Consider the following 24946-nt stretch of genomic DNA (forward strand, 5'->3'; position numbering starts at 1 on the left):
ACGCGGCGTTGCTGCATCAGAGTTTCCTCCATTGTGCAATATTCCTCACTGCTGCCTCCCGTAGGAGTCTGGACCGTGTCTCAGTTCCAGTGTGTCTGATCATCCTCTCAAACCAGATACCCGTCATAGCCTTGGTGAGCCATTACCTCACCAACTAGCTGATAGGACATAGACTGATCTCTTAGCGAAAAAACTTTCCCGACTTACCTTAGAGTAAGAAGGAGTATCCGGTATTAATCACCGTTTCCAGTGGCTATCCCGAACTAAGAGGTACATTATCTATGGTATACTCACCCGTGCGCCACTAATCAAGAGAGCAAGCTCTCTATCATCGTTCGACTTGCATGTGTTAGGCACGCCGCCAGCGTTCACTCTGAGCCAGGATCAAACTCTCCATAATTGGTTTGTCCAATCCTATGACCCAAGATGTTAAAATCATTGGCTTCATAAATTGTTATCTATTTTACTTTTTGGTGACTGTTCTCACAGTCAAAGTAAATAGACGGTTGTTGTATTGTGTTGACATAAAGGTCAACGTCTTCGAGAAAGTCTCGAACCGTTTGACCTACTTAGTTTTCAATGATCTCAAACTCAAACTTAACCCTTCTTTCGAAGCGTCTCATCGTTTGTGGACGGGAATTATAGGGGAAATAACCTAAGATGTCAAGAGGTTTTCGAAAGAAATTTAGAGAAAATTGCGATGGATTCAAATCGTTACATCTTGTTTAGACCTTAGCTATAAAATCACTTTCATTATATATTGGGTTTTTACTTTTTCTCTTGACAACCCTCCTCTTTCACTATAAACTCTGATTCAGCTACTCCTCAAAGGTTTTATTTGTCCGACATCACTTCTCAAAAATATCATCTCCTCAAGCAAACTTTTGGATTCTCATACTTTCGATCGATGCAAGAAGAAGCGGTTGATGCCATAGTAAGCGGGCGTGATTTAGCGATGTTACTTCCTACCGGTGGTGGTAAATCATTATGCTACCAGCTCCCCTCACTATTAATGGAGGGGGTAACGGTTGTCGTTTCACCACTGATTGCCCTCATGCAAGATCAAATTATCGCGTTAAATGCATTAGGTATAGAAGCGGATATGATCTCCTCGGCTCAAACGGCCGAAGTACTACAAAAAATTTATGAAAAAATCAAGCATGGAAAATTAAAGCTTTTGTATATTGCACCTGAACGTTTAGGAAATGAACGCTTTATTTCAATACTAAAAACAATGCGTATTAATTTTTTCGTTATCGATGAAGCACACTGTATCAGTGAATGGGGACATGAGTTTCGTGATGATTATCGACGTTTAGGTGAGTTAAGAGCTTCTTTTCCCCATACTCCTATCGCAGCTTTTACCGCTACCGCTACCCCTAAAGTTCGTGAAGATATCCTTTCTCAACTGGGGTTAAAAGATCCTTTGATCCTCCGCGCACCGGTGTTGCGTAAAAATATCAAGATTTCTCTCCATCAGCGTGACGCTTTATGGCGGACAGAGCTTATCAGTATTTTAAAAAGACACGCCAATGAAAGCGGCATCGTTTATGCCTTTTCACGAAAAGAGACCGAAGAGCTAGCAGATTTTTTATCAAAAAAAGGGTTGAAGTGTTTAGCGTACCATGCCGGTATGAGCGCAGAACGCCGCCATGAGACACACACCTCTTTCCTCAATGATGAAACACAGATCATTGTCGCTACCGTCGCTTTCGGAATGGGTATAGACAAAGGGGATATCCGTTTCGTTATCCACACCTCACTGCCAAAAACTATCGAAAACTATTATCAGGAAATCGGTCGTGCCGGACGTGATGGGGTTGAGTCCGAAGCGGTACTTTTTTATTCAGGAAGTGATTTTTACACTAAAAAGCGTCTGATCGACGGAAATGTTGATTTGGGCTACAAAGAGATGATCCTCCAAAAACTCAAATCGGCAATGGATTATGCAAATGCGGAAGAGTGCCGTCATAAGCTCATCGCCTCCTATTTTAGCGATACCATTGAACGTTGCGGTACTCAATGTGATAATTGTCTAGAATCCGATGCTAACAAAGTTGATGTTACTGTCCCTTCCCAAAAGTTCCTCTCCTGCGTTTACAAAACAGGTGAACGCTTCGGAGCTCTCTACATTACCGAAGTGCTCTGTGGAGAAGATACAGAAAAAATACGGATGAACGGCCACGATCAGCTCAGTGTTTTCGGAATCGGCAAAGAGATGAGTAAAACGATCTGGAGCACCCTAAGCAAAAGGCTTATAGAACTGGGAGCACTTGAACCTGATGAGTACAAAGCACTAAAAATAAGCTCAATCGGTGCGGATATACTCAGAGGGAAACACAACGTTTTTATCAAAGAGACTCGTTTGAAACCAAAAAAAGCGGCTGTAAATGCCAAAACCTATGATCTCCATCTTCCGAAATTTGTCGAGGAGTTTAAAGCGTTGCGTGCTATCCTTGCAAAAGAGAATAAAATACCGGCCTACATCGTATTCGGAGATAAAACACTTTTTGAAATGGCAGAGAAACTACCCATCAATAAAGAAGAGATGCTCAGTATCAGCGGTGTGGGAGAAGTGAAGTTTGAACGATACGGAGAGAAATTTTTAGAACTCTGCCGTACTTTGAATAAACGTTAAGTGCTTATGCCATCATATAAAGATTAATACTCGGATCACTTGTATCTCGAAACAGCTCTTTTAACTCCCGATCAAATGTCATGACGTAAACATCGGCATTTTTGAGTTGCAACTGTTTAAAATTCTCTAACAATATTCCATCCGCAACATTTTTTCCGTGATCGCATTTCGTAAAATTAAACGATTTAAGGGTTTTTCCATAATCATAGAGATTCGCTTCCCATTCGTCTTTAAAAAGATAAAGCGAATCGGGGTTGGCTGCAATGTAGATGTGATGATCCACTATCGAGTATTTATCAATCAAATCGTTAAAAATCGGGGCAATATTGGAAAAGTTTTCAATATCCCAAAAAAGGTACACCGATTCAGAAGGGGTTTTAACCGATTTATTAACCAATGAGAGACGCTTTGCAATATTAAAATGACTATGCGCCATATCATTAATCAATTCAATATTGTTTTTGAGTTTACAGGCATCATCCGTATTAAAACGGAGTATTCTTCCCAATTCGATATAGAGTTCCAAATCAAGCAGTTCCTGCCACGCTCCCCCAGTTTGATAATAACCTAAAGCACGAAGTTTTCCGGGAGAAAATATAAGATTGATCCGAATTGGCTTGCGTGCAGCGTACGCCCGGCTAACAATTGCCACCACCCTGCGTGCGGCTTCTGTATCGGGTAGCTCAATCGAACCGTAATATTTTTGATCAATAATGATTTTTTGAACCGTAGACATAAAGGATTCCTTCTTATTCGCGTATTTTATCTATCGCAACTTAGAAGAAAATGCTACAATCCATCCACAAAAATTATTTGAGGAAGCCGCATGAAGGACACCAAGATCTATGACAAAATTTTTTCGATTCATGATCAAGCCATCGGTGCCCTCAGAGCCTTACATATTGCACCCTATCCCAGCCATTACAAAAAATATTTTGATGAAATTTTTATTGAACAAGCGGACTCGGCACTTGTAAAAGCCCAACAAGAAGATGAAGTACTCAACGAAGCTCATGACGATTTAACACACTATCTTGATATCGCGCACCGGGCTATTATCGCTTTCGTCGAAACCCATGCGGATATTTCCCATGTTGCCGAATTGCAGAGTAATTACATTACCAAAGCGACCCAAGATGGCGTTGAACGCTGTGCTAATTTTGTTGAAGGCTTAAGCGAATTGGGTAAAAATATGTCAGAAGAGTTAAAAAAATCCCAAAGCAAAATTGAAGAGCTCAGCAGTGAGCTCCAACAAGCCATAGCACAACTCACCACCGACCCTTTAACAAAAGTCAGCAACCGAAAAGGGTTAGTGGATGATTTAAACAGTGCCATTGAAGCAGGACAGACAAAAACACTTCCGATGGTAATTATGATGATTGATGCCGATAATTTTAAATCCCTCAATGATGTTCATGGCCATTTGGCCGGGGATAAAGTACTCTATTTTTTAGCACAAAGCATCAAATCGGTGATTCGCAGCGGAGACAAAGTTTATCGCTATGGCGGAGAAGAGTTTACCGTGGTCTTAAATCGATGCGAGAAAGATCAGGCATTTTCCGTAGCGGATAAAATTCGCTCAAAAATCGAGAGCAGTCATTTGATCTATTCAGGTAAATCAATTAATGTGACCGTAAGTATCGGAGCTACCCTCCATCGATCAGGCGACAGCTATGATGATTTGATGGGGCGCGCCGATGAAGCGATGTACACCGCCAAGAGTAAAGGGAAAAACAGAACCGTTGTATTTGATTAACATGTAAAATTTAAAGCCAGCCATGTTATAATTCCGAAATTTTTTATAAGGGTACACCACATGTTAACCGATCGCGTCAATATACTCTCCGAATCGATTACCATTGCTATCTCTACGTTAGCGCAAGAACTCAAAGCACAAGGAAAAAACATCCTCAGCTTCTCCGCAGGTGAGCCTGATTTTGATACCCCTCAAGTAATCAAAGATGCCGCTATTAAGGCTATCAATGACGGTTTTACCAAATACACCGCCGTTGACGGTATCCCTGAACTCAAAGCGGCTATCGCACTTAAACTCAAACGTGACAACGGATTGGATTATAAACCGAACCAAATCATCAGTAACAACGGTGCTAAACACTCCCTCTACAACCTCTTTGCCTGTACGATACAAGCGGGTGATGAAGTGATCATCCCGGCTCCGTATTGGGTTACCTATCCTGAGCTTGTAATGTACTGCGGCGGAAGTGTCGTAGAGATTATGACCGATGATGAGAGCGGATTTAAAATTACTCCTGAACAGCTCAAGGCGGCATTGACCCCTAAGACAAAAATGCTTATCCTAACTTCACCGTCAAACCCGACAGGTGCAGTCTACTCACGTGAAGAGCTTACCGCTCTTGGAAAAGTGCTAGAGGGGACAAATGTCATCGTAGCCAGTGATGAGATGTACGAAAAACTCATTTACGACGGTGAATTTACCTCTGCGGCTGCGGTGAGTGAGGATATGTACCAACGTACTATCACGATCAACGGTCTTTCTAAATCGGTAGCAATGACAGGATGGCGTTTCGGATACATGGCAGCTGCCAATACCGAAATCATCCAAGCTACCAAAAAGCTCCAAAGCCAAAGTACGTCGAATATCAACTCTATCACCCAAAAAGCGGCAATCGTAGGCCTCAACGGTGAAGCGGATGCGGATATCGAAGCAATGCGTGTCCAGTTTAAAGCGCGCCGTGACGAAGCGGTAAAACTCTTTAACGAAATCGACGGCCTCTCTGTTCTCTCTCCAGCAGGTGCGTTTTATCTGTTTGTGAACATCAAAGCAGTAAGTAACGATTCCATGCAATTTTGTAAAGAGCTGCTCGAGGAACAAGGGATTGCCGTAGTGCCTGGCGTCGGATTTGGGTCTGAGGGATATTTCCGTTTCAGTTTTGCAACCGATATCGAAAGTATTCGCGAAGGGATCAAACGGATCGCTACGTTTGTCGCTACTAAAAAATCATAAAACAAATGTGTCATTCCCGCGAAGGCGGGCATTGTGCCCCCTTCGGGTAAATCCAGCTATCTCTAATAAAGATGGATCCCCGGGTCATACCCTATAGGGCACATGAGCCCGAGGACCTCGATAGCAGTATCCCCTTCGAGTATGACGAGAATCTCCCTCTACTATTTAATGCTTTTTAATGCTTTTTAATGCTTTTTAATGCTTCTACAACCGCATCAATATTACCCATCGGAAGATGCACTTTCCATTCAGGATTTTTAGCGTCTCCAGACAATGAGATTCCAATGCTTGCGACACTGTCACTTCCATCACCATAGGGCTCATCTACCTTACTGATCGATATAACCCCTTTTTTCGTTCCATCTAATGGGATCTCTTTGACAATGGTTACTTCATGACTCATAATCTCTCCTATTAACTGATAATATAGAAGAGTTTATCCGATTTTGGCTAAAGCATTCTTAAAAAATTGATAATTATTCAGAACCTTCTGCTTTAGAACTGTTTCCATAAATAAAGGCATACATTTTGCGATAATAACGTTCATTACGTGTTCGGTCTGTTGCACTAAAATGGTGATAACGCCCTAATGTTTCCCATGAATAACCAAAGCTTTTAACAAGTTTTGTCAGGATACTATTGGCATATTCTCTGGCAGAAGTGTCCTCAAAATATTCATGCAGCATAGGATTGGGATGATATTTGTAGTTGATTTGGTAAGGTCCGAGGTCGAGATTGGTAATTCCACCATCAATAAGGGCTTGAGCTTGCGTACTGCATTGCTCGGTTGAGCCACATTTTATAAGGTGACCGTTTACCGCAAAACCAGCTGCTTGAGCTCGCTGGGCTTCTTCAATTGCATTGATACGGATAACATGGGGATTACACTGACCGTTTTCTTTAAGACATTCACAATGTTTAATGGCATCAAGGACAATATCGGGCATTCGGATATCGGTTGATTCTCCCTCGGCACTCAGTACGCTGCCGAGTAACATCAAACCTACTATCGCGATTTTCATCCCTATGCCCCTTTAACTTAAGATTCGACTATTTTAGCCAGTTTTGCCTGCATTTTCAGCCATATTTTATGTTCCATCAAAGGAAATCCACTGTATATTCCTTTGGAAACGATACTTTTAGTAACACCTGCACGGGCAGCCAAGGTCGTAAACGGTGCGATTGTGAGGTGTCCGGCTGTAGCACTTTGCCCTCCCATCACGACATTGCGTCCCAAAGTCGTTGATCCCGCTAGACCAACTTGGGAGACCAAAATTGAGTGTTCGCCGACCACACAATTATGCCCGATTTGTACCAAATTATCGATCTTAGACCCCTGTTTAATAAGGGTTGAACCAAACACAGCACAATCGATTGTTGTATTGGCACCGATTTCGACATCATCTTCGATAATAACATTACCGTTTTGGTAAAGCTTGATATGTTCACCCATCTTCGTATGGGCGTATCCGAATCCGTCACTTCCGATAACTGTTCCGGCATGGATCGTGACACGATTGCCGATCAAAGAATCACGATAAACCGTTACGTTTGGATAGAGAGTGACGCCATCGCCTACAACTGCCTCTGCACCGATATAAACACCACTCATAATTGTACAATTTCTGCCGATTGAAGCACCGTTTTCAATATATGCGGTCGGATAAACTGTTGTACCTTCTCCTATTACAGGAGAAATCTCACTGCTGCGGATCGGCTTTGCAAAGTGTTTTGACAACAGAGCGACACTCATATACGGATCATCCGATTCCAAAGCAATAACCCCCTCAGGAAGAAGATGCACTTTGGGTGGAGGAAGAATAACCACAGAAGCCCGTGTATCAGAGATCTCTTTTTCGTATTTCGAATCGGAGAGAAACGAAATTTCTCCCTCTTTTGCATCACTAAGGGTGTTCATTCCGCTAATTTCGATAGAACTTTCAATCCCTTTGCATCCGAGCAATTCCGCTATTTCGTAAAGTTTCATACGTTCTTATCTTTCTAGCGCGGCAGAACCGCTGCGGACAATCTCTTTTGGATGGAATCGTTTAATCGCCTCAAGAAAATGATTGACTCGTGAGGGTTCATCAGCAATCATCGCAATCATCGTATCACTCCCGACATTTACAATCCGTCCGTTATACGCATGGGTCAGCGCTTCAATATCTCCCAACGATTCTGACATCGGAATCTTGACCAATGCCATCTCGGTTTCAACCAAATCGGCATGTTCATACACTTTCAATACAGGAATCAACTTGTGAAGCTGTTTGGTGATTTGCTCGATTACCCGAACCGACCCGGCGGTTACAATCGTGATACGAGAATATTTCGAATCGGGAATCGGGGCTACGGTCAGTGATTCAATATTGTATCCTCGGCCTGAAAACAATCCTGCGATGCGAGAAAGTACGCTCGCTTCATTCATAACAATAACGGAGATAACGCGACGTTCTTGTTCCATTATTTCTCCTTGTACTCTAACATCATATTAAAGAGCGATCCGCCTGCCGGAACCATTGGCAGAACGTTTTCGAATCGGTTAACAGCTACATCGATGATCGCTACGACATTTTTCTCAACCGCATCTTTTAATGCAGTATCAAATTCTTCTTTCGTCGTAACACGATACCCTACTCCGCCAAACGCTTCTGCAAGTTTTACGAAATCAGGCTGCATCGATAGATCCGTTGAGGAATGGCGTTTATCATAAAATAGAGTCTGCCACTGACGAACCATCCCTAAAAAGTTGTTATTCAAAATGACATTGATAACCGGAAGCTTGTATTCAACCGCCGTCATCAGTTCTTGAATGTTCATCAATATCGATCCATCACCCGTAATATTGATACTGACACGTTCCATATCAGCACGTTTAACACCTAGAGCTGCAGGGAATCCAAATCCCATGGTCCCAAGGCCGCCCGAACTGACCCACTGACGCGGACGGGTAAAGGGATAAAACTGCGCCGTCCACATCTGGTGCTGCCCTACGTCGGTAGAGATATTGGCACCATCCCCCAAAAGCTGTCCAATACGCTCAACAACCCATTGAGGTTTGATACGGTCTCCCTCTTCTTTATAGGAAAGAGGATGGAGTTTGTTGAAATTGGCAATCGTTTTATGCCATGATTCATATCGAACGGGATCAACCTGCTCTTTGGCTAAGGGGATCATCTGCTCTAAAACGTTTTTGACATCTCCTACAATCGGAAAATGAGCATTAACGAGCTTTGAGATACTTGCCGGATCGATATCAACATGAATAATCTGCGCATTTTTAGCAAATTCAGAGAGCTTTCCGGTAACACGGTCATCAAAACGTGCCCCCAAACCGATAACGAGATCGGTCTCGCTCATCGCCATATTGGCCGCATAGGAGCCGTGCATCCCCAGCATCGAGATCAGCAACGGGTCATCAAAACGGAGCGTTCCGCGTGCCATAAAGGTTTCAACCGCAGGGATTTGGGTCATTTTAGAAAATTCGCGAACTAATTCTGCCGCATTGGCATTGATAATTCCGCCTCCAAGGTACAAAAGGGGACGTTTGGCATTCGCAATCGCCTCGATCGCTTTTTTGATCTGACGGGTATTCCCTTTCGTCGTCGGTTTATACGTTTCGATTTCAACCTCTTTGGAATAATCAAACTTAGCGATTTGGGCTGTCACGTCTTTAGGGATATCAACATGTACGGGACCCGGACGTCCGGTACGTGCAATGTAAAATGCCTCTTTTAGGATACGAGGAAGATCGGCCGCATCGGTAACCAGATAGTTGTGCTTGGTACACGATCGACTGATACCGACAGCATCAATTTCCTGAAACGCATCGGTACCGATGAGTGACATCGGTACCTGTCCACTGATCACGACGAGAGGAATCGAATCCATATACGCATCGGCCAATCCCGTCACACCGTTAGTGAATCCCGGGCCTGAAGTAATCATGGCCACCCCAACTTTACCGGTTGCTTTTGCATACCCTTCCGCCGCGTGTACCGCCGCTTGTTCATGACGGGTCAAAATATGTTGAAATGAACGTTGTTTGTAAATCTCATCATAGACGTTCATGATCGCCCCGCCGGGGTAGCCGAATACGACTTCGACTTCCTCGGCGATAAGTGCTTCGATAACCATCTGTGCACCGCTGATTTGCATGTCGTCTCCTTTTTACTGTTTAATTTAATACGCCCAAGAAATCAAATCCCTGGAACTGTGCTTGCCGCTAACGCCCTAAAGCTTGCCTCTCTATAAAGCAGACTAAAATAATATGGCAATATAATCGAAAAAAATTAGGGAATTATAAAAGAAAATAGCTATAAATTACGTTAAAAGAACCCAAAGAAGCCACTTCTGCAGAACCATTACCTTTTTTTGCTGGCGGTTACAACAAATATAGGGTATACCCCGCTCTCTTTTGCGACCGTATAGGCATGATGAAAACGGACATGCTCAAATCCCGCTTGTTCGATTCTTTCACGCAAACCATTGCGCTCAAATCCAAAATGGTGTACCCCTTCGTTACCGTGAGTATGAAAGCTTCCATCTTCCGCTTCGAGATCGGCGATGGCGATAAATCCGTCCCGCTTGAGATGATGGTAAAAAGTTTTGAATAAAGCGGCCGTATCTTCTACATGGTGCATCGCCATGGAACTGACAATTCCGTGAAACTTTTCGTCAAGAGGCTGCGTCACTATATCCCGACACATCGGTTTTACCTGTAAATGGATACTATTTTTAGCTTCTAACTGTTCTAACATTTTTTCAGAAAGATCGATTCCAACTACCGATTTGACCAGAGGGGCAATTTTGAAACTGAGCAATCCTGTCCCCGCCCCAAAATCCAGTATATTCATACTATCCAATAAAGCCACGCGACTTGTAATGGTTTGAAATACGGCATGCGCAATATTTTGACGCATGTCCCCTTTATCCCAGTCCGCAGCAGCTTGGTTAAAACGTTCACTCATTGTTCATCTTCTCTCTTATCTTTATAATCATAATCGCAAAACTGTTTTTTTTAATCCTTTTGGTATTATAGAATAATTCACTTCTAAATATGAACGCCATAATCTTTTCTTTAAGCTTCTAGGAGTAATATTATTTTGAATCAAAAGTTTACAGCTTGATGAAACAAGGAGAATCAAATGGAACACAATGGGAAACTTATAATTCTTGCAGATATGGGTGAACTGAAAGCTTATAAAGTGCAATTGATCAGCGAGACAAATCGTTATCACTTGGATCTTTTAAACGATGCCGATTATATTGCAGGTCGAAAAAGCACCGGCGAGACGCTCAGTGACGACCGTGGTCGGTTTAATCATGCAAGCGGAGAAGATCATGGGCTTGAGCATGAAACGGAACAACGTTTGGTTAAAAGTATTGCCGATGATATCTCTGCGCTTCTTGCAAATGCTGAAGAGGGATCGTGTTATCTCGCTTTCCCGGCGAAACACCATAATGAATTGACTACGGCGCTCTCCGAAACCGCTCAAAAAGCTTTAGCTAAAAACGTGGCTGCCGATCTCGTTAAATGTCCGGTAGAAGATATCCTCTCCCATTTTTAATCCAAATCAACATGATAGTTTTCGGAGAAGATTGCTCTTCCGAGAACTATATGTATTTCAAAATTTCCGATACACTCGGATGGATATGGATCATCTCTTTCATCTGATGATAGGTGTGTTTCTTCTCAACTGCAAGTACTAGTTCATGGATAATTTCTGTCGATTCTACCCCTATGATGGAAGCACCTACGATTACACTGTCTTTAGAATCCACAATTATTTTGACAAACCCCGAATCATCTCCGAGAATTTTTGCCTTTGAATTAACTTTAAAAAAAGCTTTTTTAACCTCTATCTCGCGTCCCTGCTCTTTGGCTTCTCTCTCACGTAATCCGCAACTGGCAATCGGAGGATTTGAAAAAACGGCCGAGGGAGAAATATGGGCATTGCCATCCATTCCGCCGCTGATAATATTGCAAGCAGCAATTCTAGCTTCGGCGTAAGCCGTATGGGCATATGCCGGCGTATTAATGCAATCACCTACACTGAAGATATGCTTTTGGATTGTTTGAAACGCTCCATTGACCTCTATGAAGCCTTTTTCATTTTGTTTTATCCCCGCATTTTCAAGATTCAACCCCTCCGTATTCGGATCACGCCCGATGGCAACAAGAACCCATTCGTACCGGATGCGCTCTTGATCCGCACTTTTAAGAGACAATTCCACTCCATTATCGCAGACTTCGGCTTTTTGAACTGCAGTTGAGGTCAGCACACGAATACCGGACTTTTTAAACGCCCGCAACAGCGCCTTGGCAATATCTTCATCCTCCCCTGAAAGGAGCTGAGAACCGCGTACGATTAGTGTCACCTCCACACCGAGAGCCCGGAAGAAGGTCGCAAACTCACACCCGATGGCCCCTCCCCCGACAATGGCGATGGATGAAGGCAAACTTTCTTGCTCAAAGATATCACCGCTGGAAAGGATGCGCTTGCCGTCAAGCGGAAGGAGAGCCGTTTCCCGCACCTTACCCCCAGTTGCAATAATGCATTTCTGAAAACCGATCCTTTCACCTGAAACCTCGATTGTATAGGAATCGACAAATGATGCAGACCCGTACATCATCTCCACCCCAGCTTGCTCCAGCTGCCATACAACACCCGAACGAAGTTCATTTTTCAAAAGCCTCGTTTTTTCCTTCATCTTCCGAATATCCGCTCCCTTGATCTCCATCTCTATACCGCACTCCTTAAAATAAGAAGCTTTCGAGAGATAGTCGGCACTTTGGAGATAAGCTTTTGCAGGAATACACCCCTCATTCAAGCATACCCCTCCTATATGCTCTTTGCTGCGGTCGATCAATAAAGTTTTGATCCCCCCTAGTGCCAATTGCAACGCCGCCTCATACCCTCCTGGACCTGCACCGATCACCACCGCATCAAATTCTCTCATGTTCTCTCCCAATATTCATGTGCCATATAGCTGCTGCGGGTGTAAGGGGAACTTTTAATATACCGAAATCCCATCTCCATCCCGACATTGCGAAAATACTCAAACCTCTCCGGTTCCACATATTCTACTACGGGTGCATGGTGCTGTGAGGGGGAAAGGTACTGCCCGATACTTAAAAGGCGGCAGCCGGCTTCCAAAAGATCTTGCATGACTTCAAGCACCTCATCATTGTTCTCGCCCAATCCCAACATAATACTGCTTTTGGTGGCGCATATGGGATTATAGGTTGATAGTTTCTGTAAAACACGCAATGAACGATGATATTCTGCCCCCCGGCGCACATGGTAAAGACGCGGTACCGTTTCCACATTGTGTCCGATAATCTCCGCTCCGCTCATAGCAATCTGTTCAAGAGCCGTGTCATTTTCTCTCACATCCGGAATTAAGAGTTCGATAATGATCGATCTGTCCACAGATTTGATCGCACGGACCGTTTCACAAAAATAAGAAGCGCCCCCATCTGCGAGGTCGTCACGGGTGACACTTGTAATAACGGCATGCCTGATCCCTAGTTTCTGGACCGCTTGAGCTACACTGCGAGGTTCATTCGCATCCGGAGCCATCGGTCTCCCTTTGGAAACGGCGCAAAAACTGCACGACCTTGTACACTCGGTTCCAAGAATCATAAACGTGGCAATCTTCTGCTGAAAACATTCTCCTATATTCGGGCAGACCGCTTCCTGACATACCGTGTGGACATTTTCATCTTTCAATAGCGACGCAACCTCTGCCAGTGCGCTGAGAGTGAACTTTTTACGCAGCCATTCGGGTTTTGGATTAAACGCTTTTTCCATCAAAATTCCACCTATCCTGAGTATATTTATCCGCCAAAAGTACTTTTGCCCGCTCTTCTTCCAAAGGAGTCAGGGCATCTATCGTCAGCGTCACTGCAAAGGTTTCGCAAAAGGCCTCTTTCAAAGATTCGGAAAGCTCTTCATAGCTGACGTTCCTCCCCAACCGTTCAAGGGTTGCCGCCTCCTCTACCCCGGAATCTTCCAAAAAAATCGGATCCCATGTTTCTGACTCCAGAGTAATCGGTATGCTCCCGTGCTGAAACAAAACCTTCCGGAAGTAGCGCTGAGCATTTCCACCGCTTTTGCGTCCCTCTATCATAATGTCATAGGCTTCATTGGCAGCCAGACAGATATCGGAATGGGCGGTCGCAACATTAGAATCGCAGGCAAAATCAGCTTTAAAACCAAGTTTCTCATATAATCGGATCAAAAAAGCGCATAGTATACGGTAACTCTCTTTAACCCCATGGCTTCGAAGAGACTCACGCGGAAGTATCAGCGCATAGGAGAGATCGCCTCCATGGACTAAAATTCCTCCGCCGCTTATTCTGCGTACACATGAAATCCTACATTCTTTAAGTTTTTCCAGATTCACACGACTGTGAATCTTTGAGAATCGTCCCGCACTCAACGATCTCTCCCAGCCATAGAGGCGCAAAATCGGCAAATCTCCCTCTCTAAAACTCATTAACAATGCTTCATCTACGGCCATATTCCATTCCGGCGCATTGATCCCCGATTCTATGCATCGCCATCTCTTCGATTGTTTCATAGTCACCTCTGCGACAATTGTTTCATAAGGAAACTAAAATATACTTTATCTTATGATTAATCGTTATCGAATGATCCTGAGAAACGTATTGTAAAGAACGAAGGGATGCAATCCCTTCGATTTCACATATAGCGAAGCGAAAAACCTAACAAAGTATAGGCATATGAGGCAGAAACAGAGGACAGATGATGAAAGAACAGCAGATTGAAAAAAAGAGAGAAAGTTTTGCGGTTACGCCGAATCTGAAGGAATATACTCAGGAATACGCCTCTTTCAAATGGGGAGATATTTCTCGTCATTTTGACGGCTTGCCCTCAGGGGGGCTGAATATCGCCCATGAAGCAATCGACCGCCACGCCAATGGAGTGCTCGCCGACAAAACCGCTATGATATGGTTGGGTGAGAACGGAGAACGGCGCACTTATACTTTTCTCGAAATGAAAAGACTGAGTGCCAAATTTGCCAATATCCTCCAATCTCTTGGGATTTCCAAAGGAGAACGGGTTTTTACCCTTTCGACACGCCTCCCTGAACTCTACACTGCCGCTATGGGGATTCTCAAAAATCGCAGCGTCCTCTGCCCTCTATTTTCCCAATTTGGCCCCGAACCGATATTGCAGCGACTGCAGCGGGGGGATGCCACAGCGTTATTAACCACCACCTTCCTTTTTGAAAAAAAAGTTCGCCCTCTTCTAGGACAATTGCCTCAACTTCGCTACGTATTGTTGATTGATGCGGAGGAAGACGAAAGCGTTCAAATACGCTCATTCAAACGACTGATGGAAACAGCTTCCGATCACTTTGACATTCCCCCCACCGACCCCGAAGAGATGTCGATCCTCCACTTTACAAGCGGTACTACCGGAATGCCCAAAGGGGTGGTGCATGTTCACAAAGCGATTTACCATCATTGGGCAAGCGGTCACTATGTTCTCGATTTTCATCCGGAAGATATCTACTGGTGCACCGCCGATCCCGGCTGGGTTACCGGAACGTCGTATGGGATCATCACCCCATGGCTGCATGGCATTACCAATATTATCGATGAAGCCGAATTTGACGCCGCACGGTGGTACCGCATATTGCAAGAAGAAAAAATCAGCGTCTGGTATACGGCTCCGACAGCGATACGGAGATTAATGCGGCTCGATACGAATCCGCGGGAAGAGTACGATCTCTCCTCCCTGCGGCTGATCCAAAGCGTCGGCGAGCCCCTCAATCCCGAAGCGGTGATCTGGGGGGTAGAAAAACTGAGACTCCCCATCCACGACAACTGGTGGCAGACCGAAACAGGTGGTATTATGATTGCCAATCTAATCTCCCAGCCGATCCGTCCCGGATCAATGGGGCGCCCTCTTCCGGGTGTTGAGGCCGCTATTCTCCATACAAACGAGGACGGTACCGTTACCGAGGTGAGCGAACCCGGAAAAGAGGGAGAACTTGCTCTGCGCCCCGGCTGGCCGTCGATGTTTCGCGGCTATCTGCATGATGAGGTACGCTACACCAAATCCTTTGTCGGAGGATGGTATCTCTCAGGCGACTTGGCCTACAAGGATGAAGATGGATATTTCTGGTTCATCGGGCGTTCTGATGATATCATCAAAACCTCCGGGCACATGGTAGGACCTTTTGAAGTCGAAAGCACGTTGATGGAACACCCTGCAGTCGCCGAAGCGGGGGTAATCGGTAAACCCGATCCCCTTATCGGCCAGCTGGTGAAAGCCTTCGTCTCTCTCAAAGTGGGATTCGAACCCACCGAAGAGCTGCGACGTGAATTGATCGGTTTCGGACGCAAAAGGCTGGGGAGCGCAGTTGCGCCCAAAGAGATCGAATTTCAACAAAACCTCCCAAAAACCCGCAGCGGAAAAATCATGCGTCGCCTCCTCAAAGCACGGGAGATGGGACTGCCCGAGGGTGACACCTCTACCTTGGAAGAGTAAAGGGGATGAGCATGAAAACAGAGACCGAAAAAGCGAATCAATTCTACCGCGACATGCTGTTGATCAGACGTTTTGAAGAAAAGTGCGTTGAACTCTACAGCCGTGAAAAAATACGGGGTTTCCTGCACCTCTACATTGGCGAAGAGGCCGTCGGAGTCGGGGTAATGAACGCACTCTCCCTGGAGGATGCCGTCCTCGCCACCTATCGAGAGCACGGTCAGGCTCTCGCACGTGGAATCGACCCGAATCGAATCATGGCCGAGATGTTCGGCAAGATGGAGGGGTGTTCGCGCGGACGGGGGGGATCGATGCATCTATTCGATGCGGCAACCCGTTTTTACGGCGGAAGTGCTATCGTCGCCGGTGCTCTTCCCGTAGCAGGGGGGATGGCATTGGCCGATAAGATGATGAAGCGCAACCGTGTCACCGTCTGTTTTTTCGGTGACGGAGCCGCAGCCGAGGGGGAATTTCACGAATCGCTCAATCTTGCCGCTCTGTGGCACCTGCCAATCCTTTTCGTGTGTGAAAACAATAAGTATGCAATGGGGACGGCGATCGAATTTTCCCACTCTGAAACCAATCTTGCCAAAAAGGGATCATCCTACCGAATCGAATCGCATCAAGTCGACGGTATGGATGTCGAAGCGGTGGCAGAAGCGGCAGAAACAGCCATAAAGAAAATTCGCGCCGGAAATGGGCCCGTATTTCTCGAATGTCTCACCTACCGTTTCCGCGCCCATTCGATGTTCGATGCCGAGCTTTATCGATCAAAATCAGAAGTAGAGGAATGGAAGAAAAAAGATCCCCTGCTACTCCTTCTCCAAAAATATCCCGATATTAATATCAACAAATATGAAGATGAAGTTGCCCGAATTGTCGACGAAGCGGTGACCTTTGCCGAGAACGGAACGTGGGAGCCGATAGAGGATCTCGAAAAATTCGTTTATACTCAGGAGGCGGTACAATGAGTACAATCCTTACCTACCGGGAAGCCGTACGACAGGCCTTACGTGAAGCGATGGAGAAAGATGAACGGGTCTTTTTAATGGGAGAGGACGTCGGACGCTATGGTGGGAGTTTTGCTGTCAGTATGGGGATGCTGGAGCAGTTCGGGAGCGAGCGGATCATCGATACGCCGCTCAGTGAATCGGCGTTTACCGGTGCGGGAATCGGTGCGGCGTTGAACGGGATGCGACCCATCGTCGAAATTATGACGGTCAATTTCAGCCTCCTCGCACTCGATCAGATCATGAATAACGCCGCGACGTTGCTCCACATGTCGGGGGGGCAGTTTAGCGTCCCTCTGGTCATCCGTATGGCGACCGGCGGGGGTAAGCAGCTTGCTGCCCAGCATTCGCACTCTCTGGAAGGGTGGTTCGCCCATATCCCCGGGCTCAAAGTTCTCACCCCCGCCACCGTACAGGATGCTTATGATATGGTCCATCTGGCCTTGGCTGACCCCGATCCCGTTTTAATCTTTGAAAATTCCCTCCTGTATAACACCAAAGGTTCATTGGATACGGCTTTGCCTCCGCTGGCTATCGGCAAAGCTAAACTACACCGTGAGGGAAAAGACCTCACTATCCTCACCTACGGCATCAGTGTTTTTAAAGCACTTGAAGCGGCGGAAATTCTCGCCTCCGAAGGGATCGATGCCGAAGTGATCGATCTGCGTTCCCTGCGCCCTCTGGACGATGAGGCTATTATGGCCGCCGTACGTAAAACCCATAGGGTAATGATCGTTGATGAGGGGTGGAAATCGGGAAGTATCTCAGCCGAGATTATGGCCCGTATCAACGAACAGGCTTTTTTCGAACTCGATGCCCCTATGGGCCGGGTTTGCTCTGCCGAAGTCCCCTTCCCTTATGCTAAACATCTTGAAGATGCCGCATTGCCGAGAGTTGAAACCATCGTGGCAATGGCGAGAAAACTGATGGAGGAGTTATGAGTACCTTTGTAATGCCGAGTCTGGGCGCCGATATGGAATCGGCCGTATTAATGGAGTGGAAAGTCAAAGAGGGGGATAGTGTCGCCAAAGGGGATGTCATCGCCGAAGTGGAGACAAGCAAAGGGGTGATCGAGATCGAAGTGTTCGAGGACGGAATCGTGGAGAAGCTTTTGGTTGAAGAGGAGACTGAGTGTGGTGTCGGGGCTCCCCTTGCCATTATCCGTACCGAAGGGGACGTAATTCCTGCAAAGGTACCGGCGAAAAGCTCCCCTGAACCTGTTGCAGCAATAGCACCCGTTAATCTTCCGATCGACAAAGCACCGGAATCTTCCGAAGAAAAACGGGTCAAAGCATCCCCAGCCGCGCGACGGCGTGCCAAAGAGATGGGGATTGATCTCTTTACCCTCGCCACAGCCGAAGATGTAGTCCATCTTTCGCAGGTCGAATCGTCCGCCCCCACTGAGCCAAAAAGCGAGACGAGCGGTATGCGTCAGGCCATTGCCCATGCGATGAGCCGTTCCAATGCCGAGATACCCCACTATTATCTGGGTACCTCCATCAACATGACTCCCGCATTGCACTGGCTCGACGAAGAGAATAAAAAGCGGAATATCCAAGAGCGGATTCTCCCCGCCGCATTGCTGATTCGTGCCGTCGTCCTTTCTCTTAAAAGTGTCCCCGAGCTTAATGGCTTTTGGGAAGATGACACCTCTCACCTTAAAACCGAAATCAACCCCGGTATCGCCATCGCATTACGTCACGAGGGGCTAATTACCCCTGCACTCCTGAATGCCGAAACGATGAATCTGGATCAAACGATGCGTTCACTGGACGATCTCATCACCCGTACCCGTGCGGGAAAACTGCGTAACACCGAGATTACTCGGCAGACCATCACCATCACTAACCTCGGCGATCTTGGGGTCGAGAGTGTCTATGGTGTTATCTATCCCCCTCAGGTCGCTTTGGTGGGATTTGGACGGATCATTGATGCCCCGTGGGCCGAAGGTGACGCTCTGTGTGTACGTAAAGTGATGAAGGCAACACTCTCAGGTGACCACCGGGCAACCGACGGACGTACCGGAGCAAAGTTTTTGGAAAAATTAAACGATCTATTACAGCACCCGGAGGAGTTACTATGACCCATGAACAGATCAAAACCGCTATTATCGAGCAGATCCTCGAAATAGCTCCGGAGATTGATAAAGCCGATATCATCCCTGATAAAAATATTCAGCGATCCTTGGAGATCGACTCCTTCGATTTTTTGAAGATACTAACCGCGTTGAATGAGGTGCTGGGGGTCGAAGTTCCCGAATCTGATTATACTGCAGTCGATACGCTGGAGCATATGGCGGATTATTTTGCACAGCGGATAAAACCCTGAGTAATCGCTTACCCTAAGAATCTCTTGATAATAATTAATTTCTGTGTTTTTAAAATTATAGGCGTTAAATAAAATGCTATAATCATTTCTGAAAAGAGTATCAATCTTTTTGTTACCTCTAAGGAGCAAAATCATGAGCAACACGATGGATAAGAAAATCGAGCAGGCATATCAGGAGTGGATAGCCGCTTTGGATGTCGTAGAAGATGCGATCTTCATGCACGACAAAGAGTTCCACATCCTCCGCTGCAACCGTGCCTATCAGCAACTCGCCGCTCTCCCCTTCAAGCAAATTATCGGTCAGCCCTACTTTGATATCTTTCCAAAAACCCATACCCCACTCCAGCACTGCTTGCAAGAAATGGAAAATACGGTAGCGGAAGAGGTGCAAGTCGGCGACACCATTTTTCGTTCGCATGCCTACGCCATAAAAGATGAACAGGGAGGCTATCTCTACTCATTGCATACACTCGAAGATATCACCGAACGCCAGTACATCCAACGGGCCCTGCAAGAATCGGAAATGCAGTATCGGCGGCTGTTCGAGGCTGCCAAAGACGGTATTCTGATACTCGACGCCGAAACAGGTGTAATTGTGGATGCTAACCCGTTCATCCTACACCTCCTCTCCTACACTCTCAACGAGTGCACCGGAAAAAAATTGTGGGAGATCGGCCTCTTCGCGGACATCGAGGAGAGTAAGGCGGCATTTAGAGAATTGCAGAGCAAGCAATACATCCGCTACGATGACTTGCCACTGAAGACAAAAGATGGCCGACAAATCAACGTCGAATTTATCAGCAATATTTACGAAGTTAACGGCCAAAAAGTGATCCAGTGCAATATCCGCGACATCACCGAACGGCTGCGAGCCAAACAGGCACTAAGCGAATCGGAAATGCAATACCGGCGACTGTTCGAGGCCGCCAAAGAGGGTATTTTGATCCTCGATGCCGAAACGGGAGTGATCGTGGATGCCAATCCCTTCATCCTAGCCCTCCTCTCCTATACCCTCAATGAATTTATCGGAAAAAAGCTGTGGGAAATCGGCTTTTTTACAGATATTGAAGCCAGCAAGGAGGCATTTATAGAATTGCAAGCAAAAGGATACATCCGCTACGAAGACTTGCCGCTAAAGACGAAGGATGGGCGGCAGATCAATGTGGAGTTCATCAGTAACCTCTACGAAGCGGGCGACTGGAAAATAATCCAATGCAACATCCGCGACATCAGCGAAAGGCGGCGTGCTCAGGAAATGCTCATCGCATCCCATGAGTTATTCCAGTCTGTTGTAGAAAATATCCCCGTCCGCATTTTTTGGAAAGACATTGACTTGCGCTTTCTAGGCTGCAACGCCGCTTTTGCGCGCGATGCGGGAATGTCGAGTCCGCAGGAGCTAATCGGCAAAGACGATTTCCAAATGGGCTGGAGCGAGCAAGCGGAATCGTACCGCGCTGATGATAAAAAGGTCATGGATTCGGGTATACCGAAAATCGGCTACGAAGAAGGGCAAACCACCCCTGAGGGAAACCAGATTTGGCTTCGCACTTCCAAGGTACCGCTTCGTGCCATCGATGGGAGTATCTTCGGTATTCTGGGTATCTATGATGACATTACTGAACGCAAAGCGGCGGAAGAGGCATTACGCCGCGCAAACCGTGCACTCAGGACCCTCTCAGCAGGCAATGAGGCACTGATACGGGCTGAGAACGAGGATACATTGCTCCGATCCGTCACACGTATTATCGTAGAACAGGGCAGTTACAGCTTAGCCGTGGTCGACTATGCTGATGAGAACCCCCAAAAGAGCATCACCCCTATGGCATGGTCGGGTTTAAAAGAGAAACATTACTGGGCAAAGAATCTCAGCTGGGCCGACACCGAACAAGGACAATTGCCAATATCCAAAGTGATACGTACCGGAACGACACAGATCTGCCGCGACATTTCCAGTGAAGACGGATTCAATCCCTATAAAGACGCCGCACGCTCACACGGCTACGTCTCGAATATCGCACTGCCCCTTTCCTACGAAGGGAAGACTTTCGGTGCGCTAAGCATCTATTCATCAATTTCGGAACCCTTTGATGAAGAGGAGGTCCGTCTCCTGGAGGAATTGGCCAATGATCTCGCTTATGGCATTATCACCTTGCGTGCCCGTATCGAGCACGAGCAGCATGCGGTAATTCTGCGGCGCAGCCTGGAGCAGTCGATTCAGATTATTGCAGCCACCGTAGAAGCACGTGACCCCTATACCGCAGGCCATCAACGGCGCGTCGGTGAACTGGCGACAGCCATCGCACAGGAAATGGGGTTGGGCGAAGAGCAGATAGAAGGGGTCCATTTTGCCGCCATCATTCATGATTTGGGAAAAATCCACATCCCGGCGGAAATCCTCTCCAAACCCGGCAAACTCAGCGATATGGAATTCATGTTTATCCATACCCATCCGCAGGCAGGATATGACATCTTAAAAGAGGTTAAATTTCCCTGGCCGATTGCCGACATCATCTTGCAGCATCACGAAAAACTCGATGGGTCCGGCTACCCGCGAGGGCTTAAAGGGGATCAAATCCTACTCGAGTCCAAGATTATCACGGTAGCCGACGTAGTGGAAGCGATGTCCTCACACCGCCCCTATCGTTCGGCATTGGGAATTGAAAAAGCTTTGGATGAGATCAGACGCGGACGGGGGAGCCTCTATCATCCCGCCGTTGTCGATGCTTGCTTGAAGCTCTTCAGTGAAAAAAGGTTTACGTTTAGCAGCGAATCTTTGTAGCCTATCAAAGTCGTCGCTTCACCCACTTTTCTATTTCCACCGCAATAAATACCACAGATGACAACAAAAGCGTTACTATCAATTCATTCATACTCAAGGGTTCCGTGTTGAAAATCGGGTTAAGAAAAGGGAGATAAATCGTCGCCATCTGCAGCACAAAAGTCAATGCAATAGCCCCAAGAAGCGGTTTATTCGAAAGCAATCCCTGGCTGAATATCGATTCTGTATCCGACCGGATGGCCAGGACATGCCCCATCTGGCTCAGACATAATACGGTAAAGACCATCGTCTGCCAATGTCCATGATTTGTTTCGATCGCCCACGCCTGCGTAAAAATAGCGACAAACCCCATCAGTAAACCGACCCAGAGGATGTGGGCACCCAAACCGTGGGAAAATACACTCTCTTTCGGATCACGAGGCGGTTTTTCCATGATCCCTTTTTCTGCAGGCTCAGCAGAGAGGGCAAGGCCGGGGAGCCCGTCTGTAACAAGGTTGATCCATAGAATATGAATCGGCAGGAGGGGTATAGGAAGGCCAAAGAAAGGGGCTAGAAAAATCGTCCAAATTTCGCCGGAGTTGCTCGTCATCGTATATTTGATAAATTTTCGGATGTTGTCGAAAATCCGCCGTCCCCCTTTTACTGCATTCACAATAGTGGAAAAATTATCATCAAGGAGAATCATGTCTGCGGACTCTTTTGATACATCGGTTCCTGTGATTCCCATCGCAACACCGATATCTGCCCGTTTCAAAGCCGGTGCATCGTTAACGCCATCCCCCGTCATGGCGACAAACTGCCCTCTATCCTGCAAAGCTTTCACGATTTTCAGTTTCTGCTCGGGGACCACCCTAGCATACACACGGATATGCTCGACACGTTCCTCAAACTCTTCTTGCGAAAGGTCGTCAAGCTCTTTACCGGTAATCATGGACCTGTTTTGCGCATCGAGAAGCCCCAGCCTCCGGGCAATGGCACCGGCGGTCAAAGGATGATCTCCCGTAATCATGACCGGCTTGATACCCGCCGCTTTACACAAAGCAATTGCCTCTTTCGCCTCCTCGCGCGGCGGATCCATCATACCCGCAAGCCCCAGAATCGTGAGTCCTACTTCCGTCTGCTCCGCTGTAAGAGAATCAGGAAGTTTCTCCCAGATTCTCATACACACACAAAGAATACGCATCCCGTCCGCCGCCATCGTCTCATGGATTCGTTCTATCACCTCTGTATCGATTTTTTTTAACCCCTGCGTGGTCAGGATATCGATGGACTTTGGTAAGAGTAAATCAAGTGCCCCCTTTGTAAAGGAGATAAAGCGGCCTCCCCCTGGGGAAAATTCATGGAAGGTGGTCATACATTTTCTTTCCGAATCAAAGGGGATCTCAGCATGACGAGGGAGATGGGCCTCTAACTCTTTCCTCTTAAATCCGTTTGCTTCCGCAATGGCATACAAGGCCGTCTCGGTAGGATCACCGATGAGAACACCTTCGGCATCGGTGAGCGCATCGTTGCAAAGGGAAAGTGCGGCCATAAAATATTCCCTAACGGTGGCATTTCCGGCATAGAGCTTTTCTATCTCCCCTTTGATTTCTCCGCTTTTGACCAAAGAACCGTCGATATAGATCTCCTCAACGCTCATTTTATTCAGAGTCAGTGTTCCGGTCTTGTCCGAACAGATATAGGTCACCGATCCCAACGTCTCCACTGCGGGGAGTTTTCGGATAAGAACATTTTGATCAATCAGTTTTTTTGCCCCGAAAGCGAGTGAGATACTGACAACCGCAGGAAGGGCTTCAGGGATTGCAGCGACGGCAAGTGAAATCGCGGTGAGAAGCATCAGAAGCGCCCCCTCGCCCCGGACAATCCCGACGGTAAAAATGATGGCACAGATAACGAGGACGGCGATTGCGAGCTTCTCGCCGAATAGACTTAACCGCTTCTGAAGGGGGGTCTTTGTCTCTACGGTCCCTTGCAATATCTGCGCGATCTTGCCCAGTTCCGTCTCCATTCCCGTCCCTGTTGCGATCCCTTTGGCACGGCCATACGTAATATAGGTTCCCCGGTACGACATGTTTTTTCGTTCGCCGAGGCTCAGTTCTTCCTCTCTTAGCAGATCGGTATCCTTTTCTACACCAACCGATTCGCCGGTGAGGGTTGATTCATCGATCTTTAAATTCACCGCCTCTATCAGCCTCAGATCGGCGGGGACGATATTACCCGTATCCAATATCACGATATCCCCGGGAACAATTTCATCTGCATTCACCGTGGTAGGCATCCCTTCACGGTGAAGCGTTGCGGTTGAACCCGCCATTTTCCGCAATGCTTCCATCGCCTTTTGCGCCCGGTATTCCTGCACAAAACCGATGATGGCATTGAGCATGACGATGATAACGATGGCGATCGTGTCCGAAGGATCGCCGATGAGCCCCGCGATAACGGCTGCGGCAATCAGGACAAGGATCATGAAATCCTTAAACTGGTCGAGAAACATCATAAAAAGGGATGTACGTTTCGTTTCCTTCAGCTCATTCGGACCATACTGTTCAAGCCTTCGTGCCGCCTCTTGAGAACTGAGTCCTTCTGGTGTAGAGCCCAGCATCGCATAAACTTCCTCGACACTTTTCTGATGCCATTGTCCTTTAGGCATTTCCGATTCTCCCCTCATGACTACTTGAG

21 protein-coding genes and 1 rRNA gene are annotated in these 24946 nt (G+C 46.7%); 10 read left to right on the forward strand and 12 right to left on the reverse strand.

Annotated elements, in window-relative coordinates:
* A 16S ribosomal RNA gene (locus WB308_RS00435) occupies nt 1-400 on the reverse strand; the annotation flags it as partial.
* 438 nt (nt 401-838) lie between these two features.
* Between WB308_RS00435 and recQ the strand changes: the two genes are divergently transcribed.
* A complete protein-coding gene (gene recQ / locus WB308_RS00440; protein WP_424187879.1) occupies nt 839-2638 on the forward strand; it encodes a DNA helicase RecQ in 1800 nt (599 codons plus the stop codon).
* A 4-nt stretch (nt 2639-2642) separates the two neighbouring features.
* Here recQ and WB308_RS00445 read toward each other — a convergent pair whose 3' ends face one another.
* Nucleotides 2643-3374 (reverse strand): hypothetical protein, encoded by a 732-nt coding sequence (locus tag WB308_RS00445; RefSeq protein WP_424187881.1) that lies wholly within the window; start codon nt 3372-3374, stop codon nt 2643-2645.
* A gap of 90 nt (nt 3375-3464) precedes the next feature.
* Here WB308_RS00445 and WB308_RS00450 point away from each other — a divergent pair, with 90 nt between their 5' ends.
* Entirely contained in the window at nt 3465-4394 is a 930-nt protein-coding gene (locus WB308_RS00450; protein WP_424187883.1) for a diguanylate cyclase, read from the forward strand.
* A 60-nt stretch (nt 4395-4454) separates the two neighbouring features.
* Nucleotides 4455-5624 carry a pyridoxal phosphate-dependent aminotransferase gene (locus WB308_RS00455; RefSeq protein ID WP_424187885.1) on the forward strand — a complete coding sequence of 390 codons (1170 nt, stop codon included), beginning with the start codon at nt 4455-4457 and terminating at the stop codon, nt 5622-5624.
* 175 nt (nt 5625-5799) lie between these two features.
* Here the strand turns inward: WB308_RS00455 and WB308_RS00460 are convergent, their stop codons facing one another.
* The 6 genes from WB308_RS00460 to WB308_RS00485 all read right to left on the reverse strand — a co-directional run bounded on the left by WB308_RS00460 (nt 5800) and on the right by WB308_RS00485 (nt 10594).
* Complete coding sequence (locus WB308_RS00460) at nt 5800-6027, reverse strand: hypothetical protein (protein WP_424187887.1); 228 nt, start codon at nt 6025-6027, stop codon at nt 5800-5802.
* Nucleotides 6028-6100: 73 nt separating this feature from the next.
* Nucleotides 6101-6646 (reverse strand): hypothetical protein, encoded by a 546-nt coding sequence (locus WB308_RS00465; protein ID WP_424187889.1) that lies wholly within the window; start codon nt 6644-6646, stop codon nt 6101-6103.
* Between the two features lie 17 nt (nt 6647-6663).
* The gene (gene lpxD, locus WB308_RS00470) at nt 6664-7611 is read right to left on the reverse strand and encodes a UDP-3-O-(3-hydroxymyristoyl)glucosamine N-acyltransferase (protein ID WP_424187891.1); all 948 of its coding nucleotides are present in this window, start codon (nt 7609-7611) and stop codon (nt 6664-6666) included.
* Nucleotides 7612-7617: 6 nt separating this feature from the next.
* Nucleotides 7618-8088, reverse strand: a complete 471-nt coding sequence (ilvN, locus tag WB308_RS00475; RefSeq protein ID WP_424187893.1) for an acetolactate synthase small subunit — start codon at nt 8086-8088, stop codon at nt 7618-7620.
* The gene (locus WB308_RS00480; protein ID WP_424187895.1) at nt 8088-9782 is read right to left on the reverse strand and encodes an acetolactate synthase large subunit; all 1695 of its coding nucleotides are present in this window, start codon (nt 9780-9782) and stop codon (nt 8088-8090) included. The genes ilvN and WB308_RS00480 overlap by 1 nt, the downstream gene beginning before the upstream one ends.
* A gap of 206 nt (nt 9783-9988) precedes the next feature.
* A complete protein-coding gene (locus WB308_RS00485; RefSeq protein ID WP_424187897.1) occupies nt 9989-10594 on the reverse strand; it encodes a class I SAM-dependent DNA methyltransferase in 606 nt (201 codons plus the stop codon).
* A gap of 177 nt (nt 10595-10771) precedes the next feature.
* Between WB308_RS00485 and WB308_RS00490 the strand changes: the two genes are divergently transcribed.
* The gene (locus WB308_RS00490; RefSeq protein ID WP_424187899.1) at nt 10772-11194 is read left to right on the forward strand and encodes a host attachment protein; all 423 of its coding nucleotides are present in this window, start codon (nt 10772-10774) and stop codon (nt 11192-11194) included.
* 46 nt (nt 11195-11240) lie between these two features.
* Here the strand turns inward: WB308_RS00490 and lpdA are convergent, their stop codons facing one another.
* The 3 genes from lpdA to WB308_RS00505 are packed head-to-tail and all read right to left on the reverse strand — an operon-like array spanning nt 11241 to nt 14213.
* Nucleotides 11241-12587 carry a dihydrolipoyl dehydrogenase gene (gene lpdA, locus WB308_RS00495; protein WP_424187901.1) on the reverse strand — a complete coding sequence of 449 codons (1347 nt, stop codon included), beginning with the start codon at nt 12585-12587 and terminating at the stop codon, nt 11241-11243.
* Complete coding sequence (gene lipA, locus WB308_RS00500; RefSeq protein WP_424187903.1) at nt 12584-13441, reverse strand: lipoyl synthase; 858 nt, start codon at nt 13439-13441, stop codon at nt 12584-12586. Before lipA ends, lpdA begins: the two co-directional genes overlap by 4 nt.
* On the reverse strand, nt 13425-14213 hold the full coding sequence (locus WB308_RS00505; protein ID WP_424187905.1) for a lipoate--protein ligase family protein: 789 nt from the start codon (nt 14211-14213) through the stop codon (nt 13425-13427). The genes lipA and WB308_RS00505 overlap by 17 nt, the downstream gene beginning before the upstream one ends.
* A gap of 185 nt (nt 14214-14398) precedes the next feature.
* On the opposite strand from WB308_RS00505, the gene acsA reads away from it, so the two are divergent.
* The 6 genes from acsA to WB308_RS00535 all read left to right on the forward strand — a co-directional run bounded on the left by acsA (nt 14399) and on the right by WB308_RS00535 (nt 22267).
* A complete protein-coding gene (gene acsA / locus WB308_RS00510; protein ID WP_424187907.1) occupies nt 14399-16153 on the forward strand; it encodes an acetate--CoA ligase in 1755 nt (584 codons plus the stop codon).
* Between the two features lie 11 nt (nt 16154-16164).
* Nucleotides 16165-17121, forward strand: a complete 957-nt coding sequence (gene pdhA, locus WB308_RS00515) for a pyruvate dehydrogenase (acetyl-transferring) E1 component subunit alpha (RefSeq protein ID WP_424187909.1) — start codon at nt 16165-16167, stop codon at nt 17119-17121.
* Nucleotides 17118-18101 carry an alpha-ketoacid dehydrogenase subunit beta gene (locus WB308_RS00520; RefSeq protein ID WP_424187912.1) on the forward strand — a complete coding sequence of 328 codons (984 nt, stop codon included), beginning with the start codon at nt 17118-17120 and terminating at the stop codon, nt 18099-18101. The genes pdhA and WB308_RS00520 overlap by 4 nt, the downstream gene beginning before the upstream one ends.
* On the forward strand, nt 18098-19243 hold the full coding sequence (locus WB308_RS00525; protein ID WP_424187914.1) for a dihydrolipoamide acetyltransferase family protein: 1146 nt from the start codon (nt 18098-18100) through the stop codon (nt 19241-19243). Before WB308_RS00520 ends, WB308_RS00525 begins: the two co-directional genes overlap by 4 nt.
* The gene (locus WB308_RS00530; RefSeq protein ID WP_424187916.1) at nt 19240-19488 is read left to right on the forward strand and encodes an acyl carrier protein; all 249 of its coding nucleotides are present in this window, start codon (nt 19240-19242) and stop codon (nt 19486-19488) included. The genes WB308_RS00525 and WB308_RS00530 overlap by 4 nt, the downstream gene beginning before the upstream one ends.
* 133 nt (nt 19489-19621) lie before the next feature.
* A complete protein-coding gene (locus WB308_RS00535; protein WP_424187918.1) occupies nt 19622-22267 on the forward strand; it encodes a PAS domain S-box protein in 2646 nt (881 codons plus the stop codon).
* A 4-nt stretch (nt 22268-22271) separates the two neighbouring features.
* On the opposite strand, the gene WB308_RS00540 is transcribed toward WB308_RS00535, so the two are convergent.
* Nucleotides 22272-24917, reverse strand: coding sequence for a cation-translocating P-type ATPase (locus WB308_RS00540; RefSeq protein WP_424187920.1), 2646 nt, complete (start codon nt 24915-24917; stop codon nt 22272-22274).
* Between the last annotated feature and the right edge of the window lie 29 nt (nt 24918-24946).

The organism is Sulfuricurvum sp. (assembly GCF_049587615.1).
Lineage (GTDB): Bacteria > Campylobacterota > Campylobacteria > Campylobacterales > Sulfurimonadaceae > Sulfuricurvum.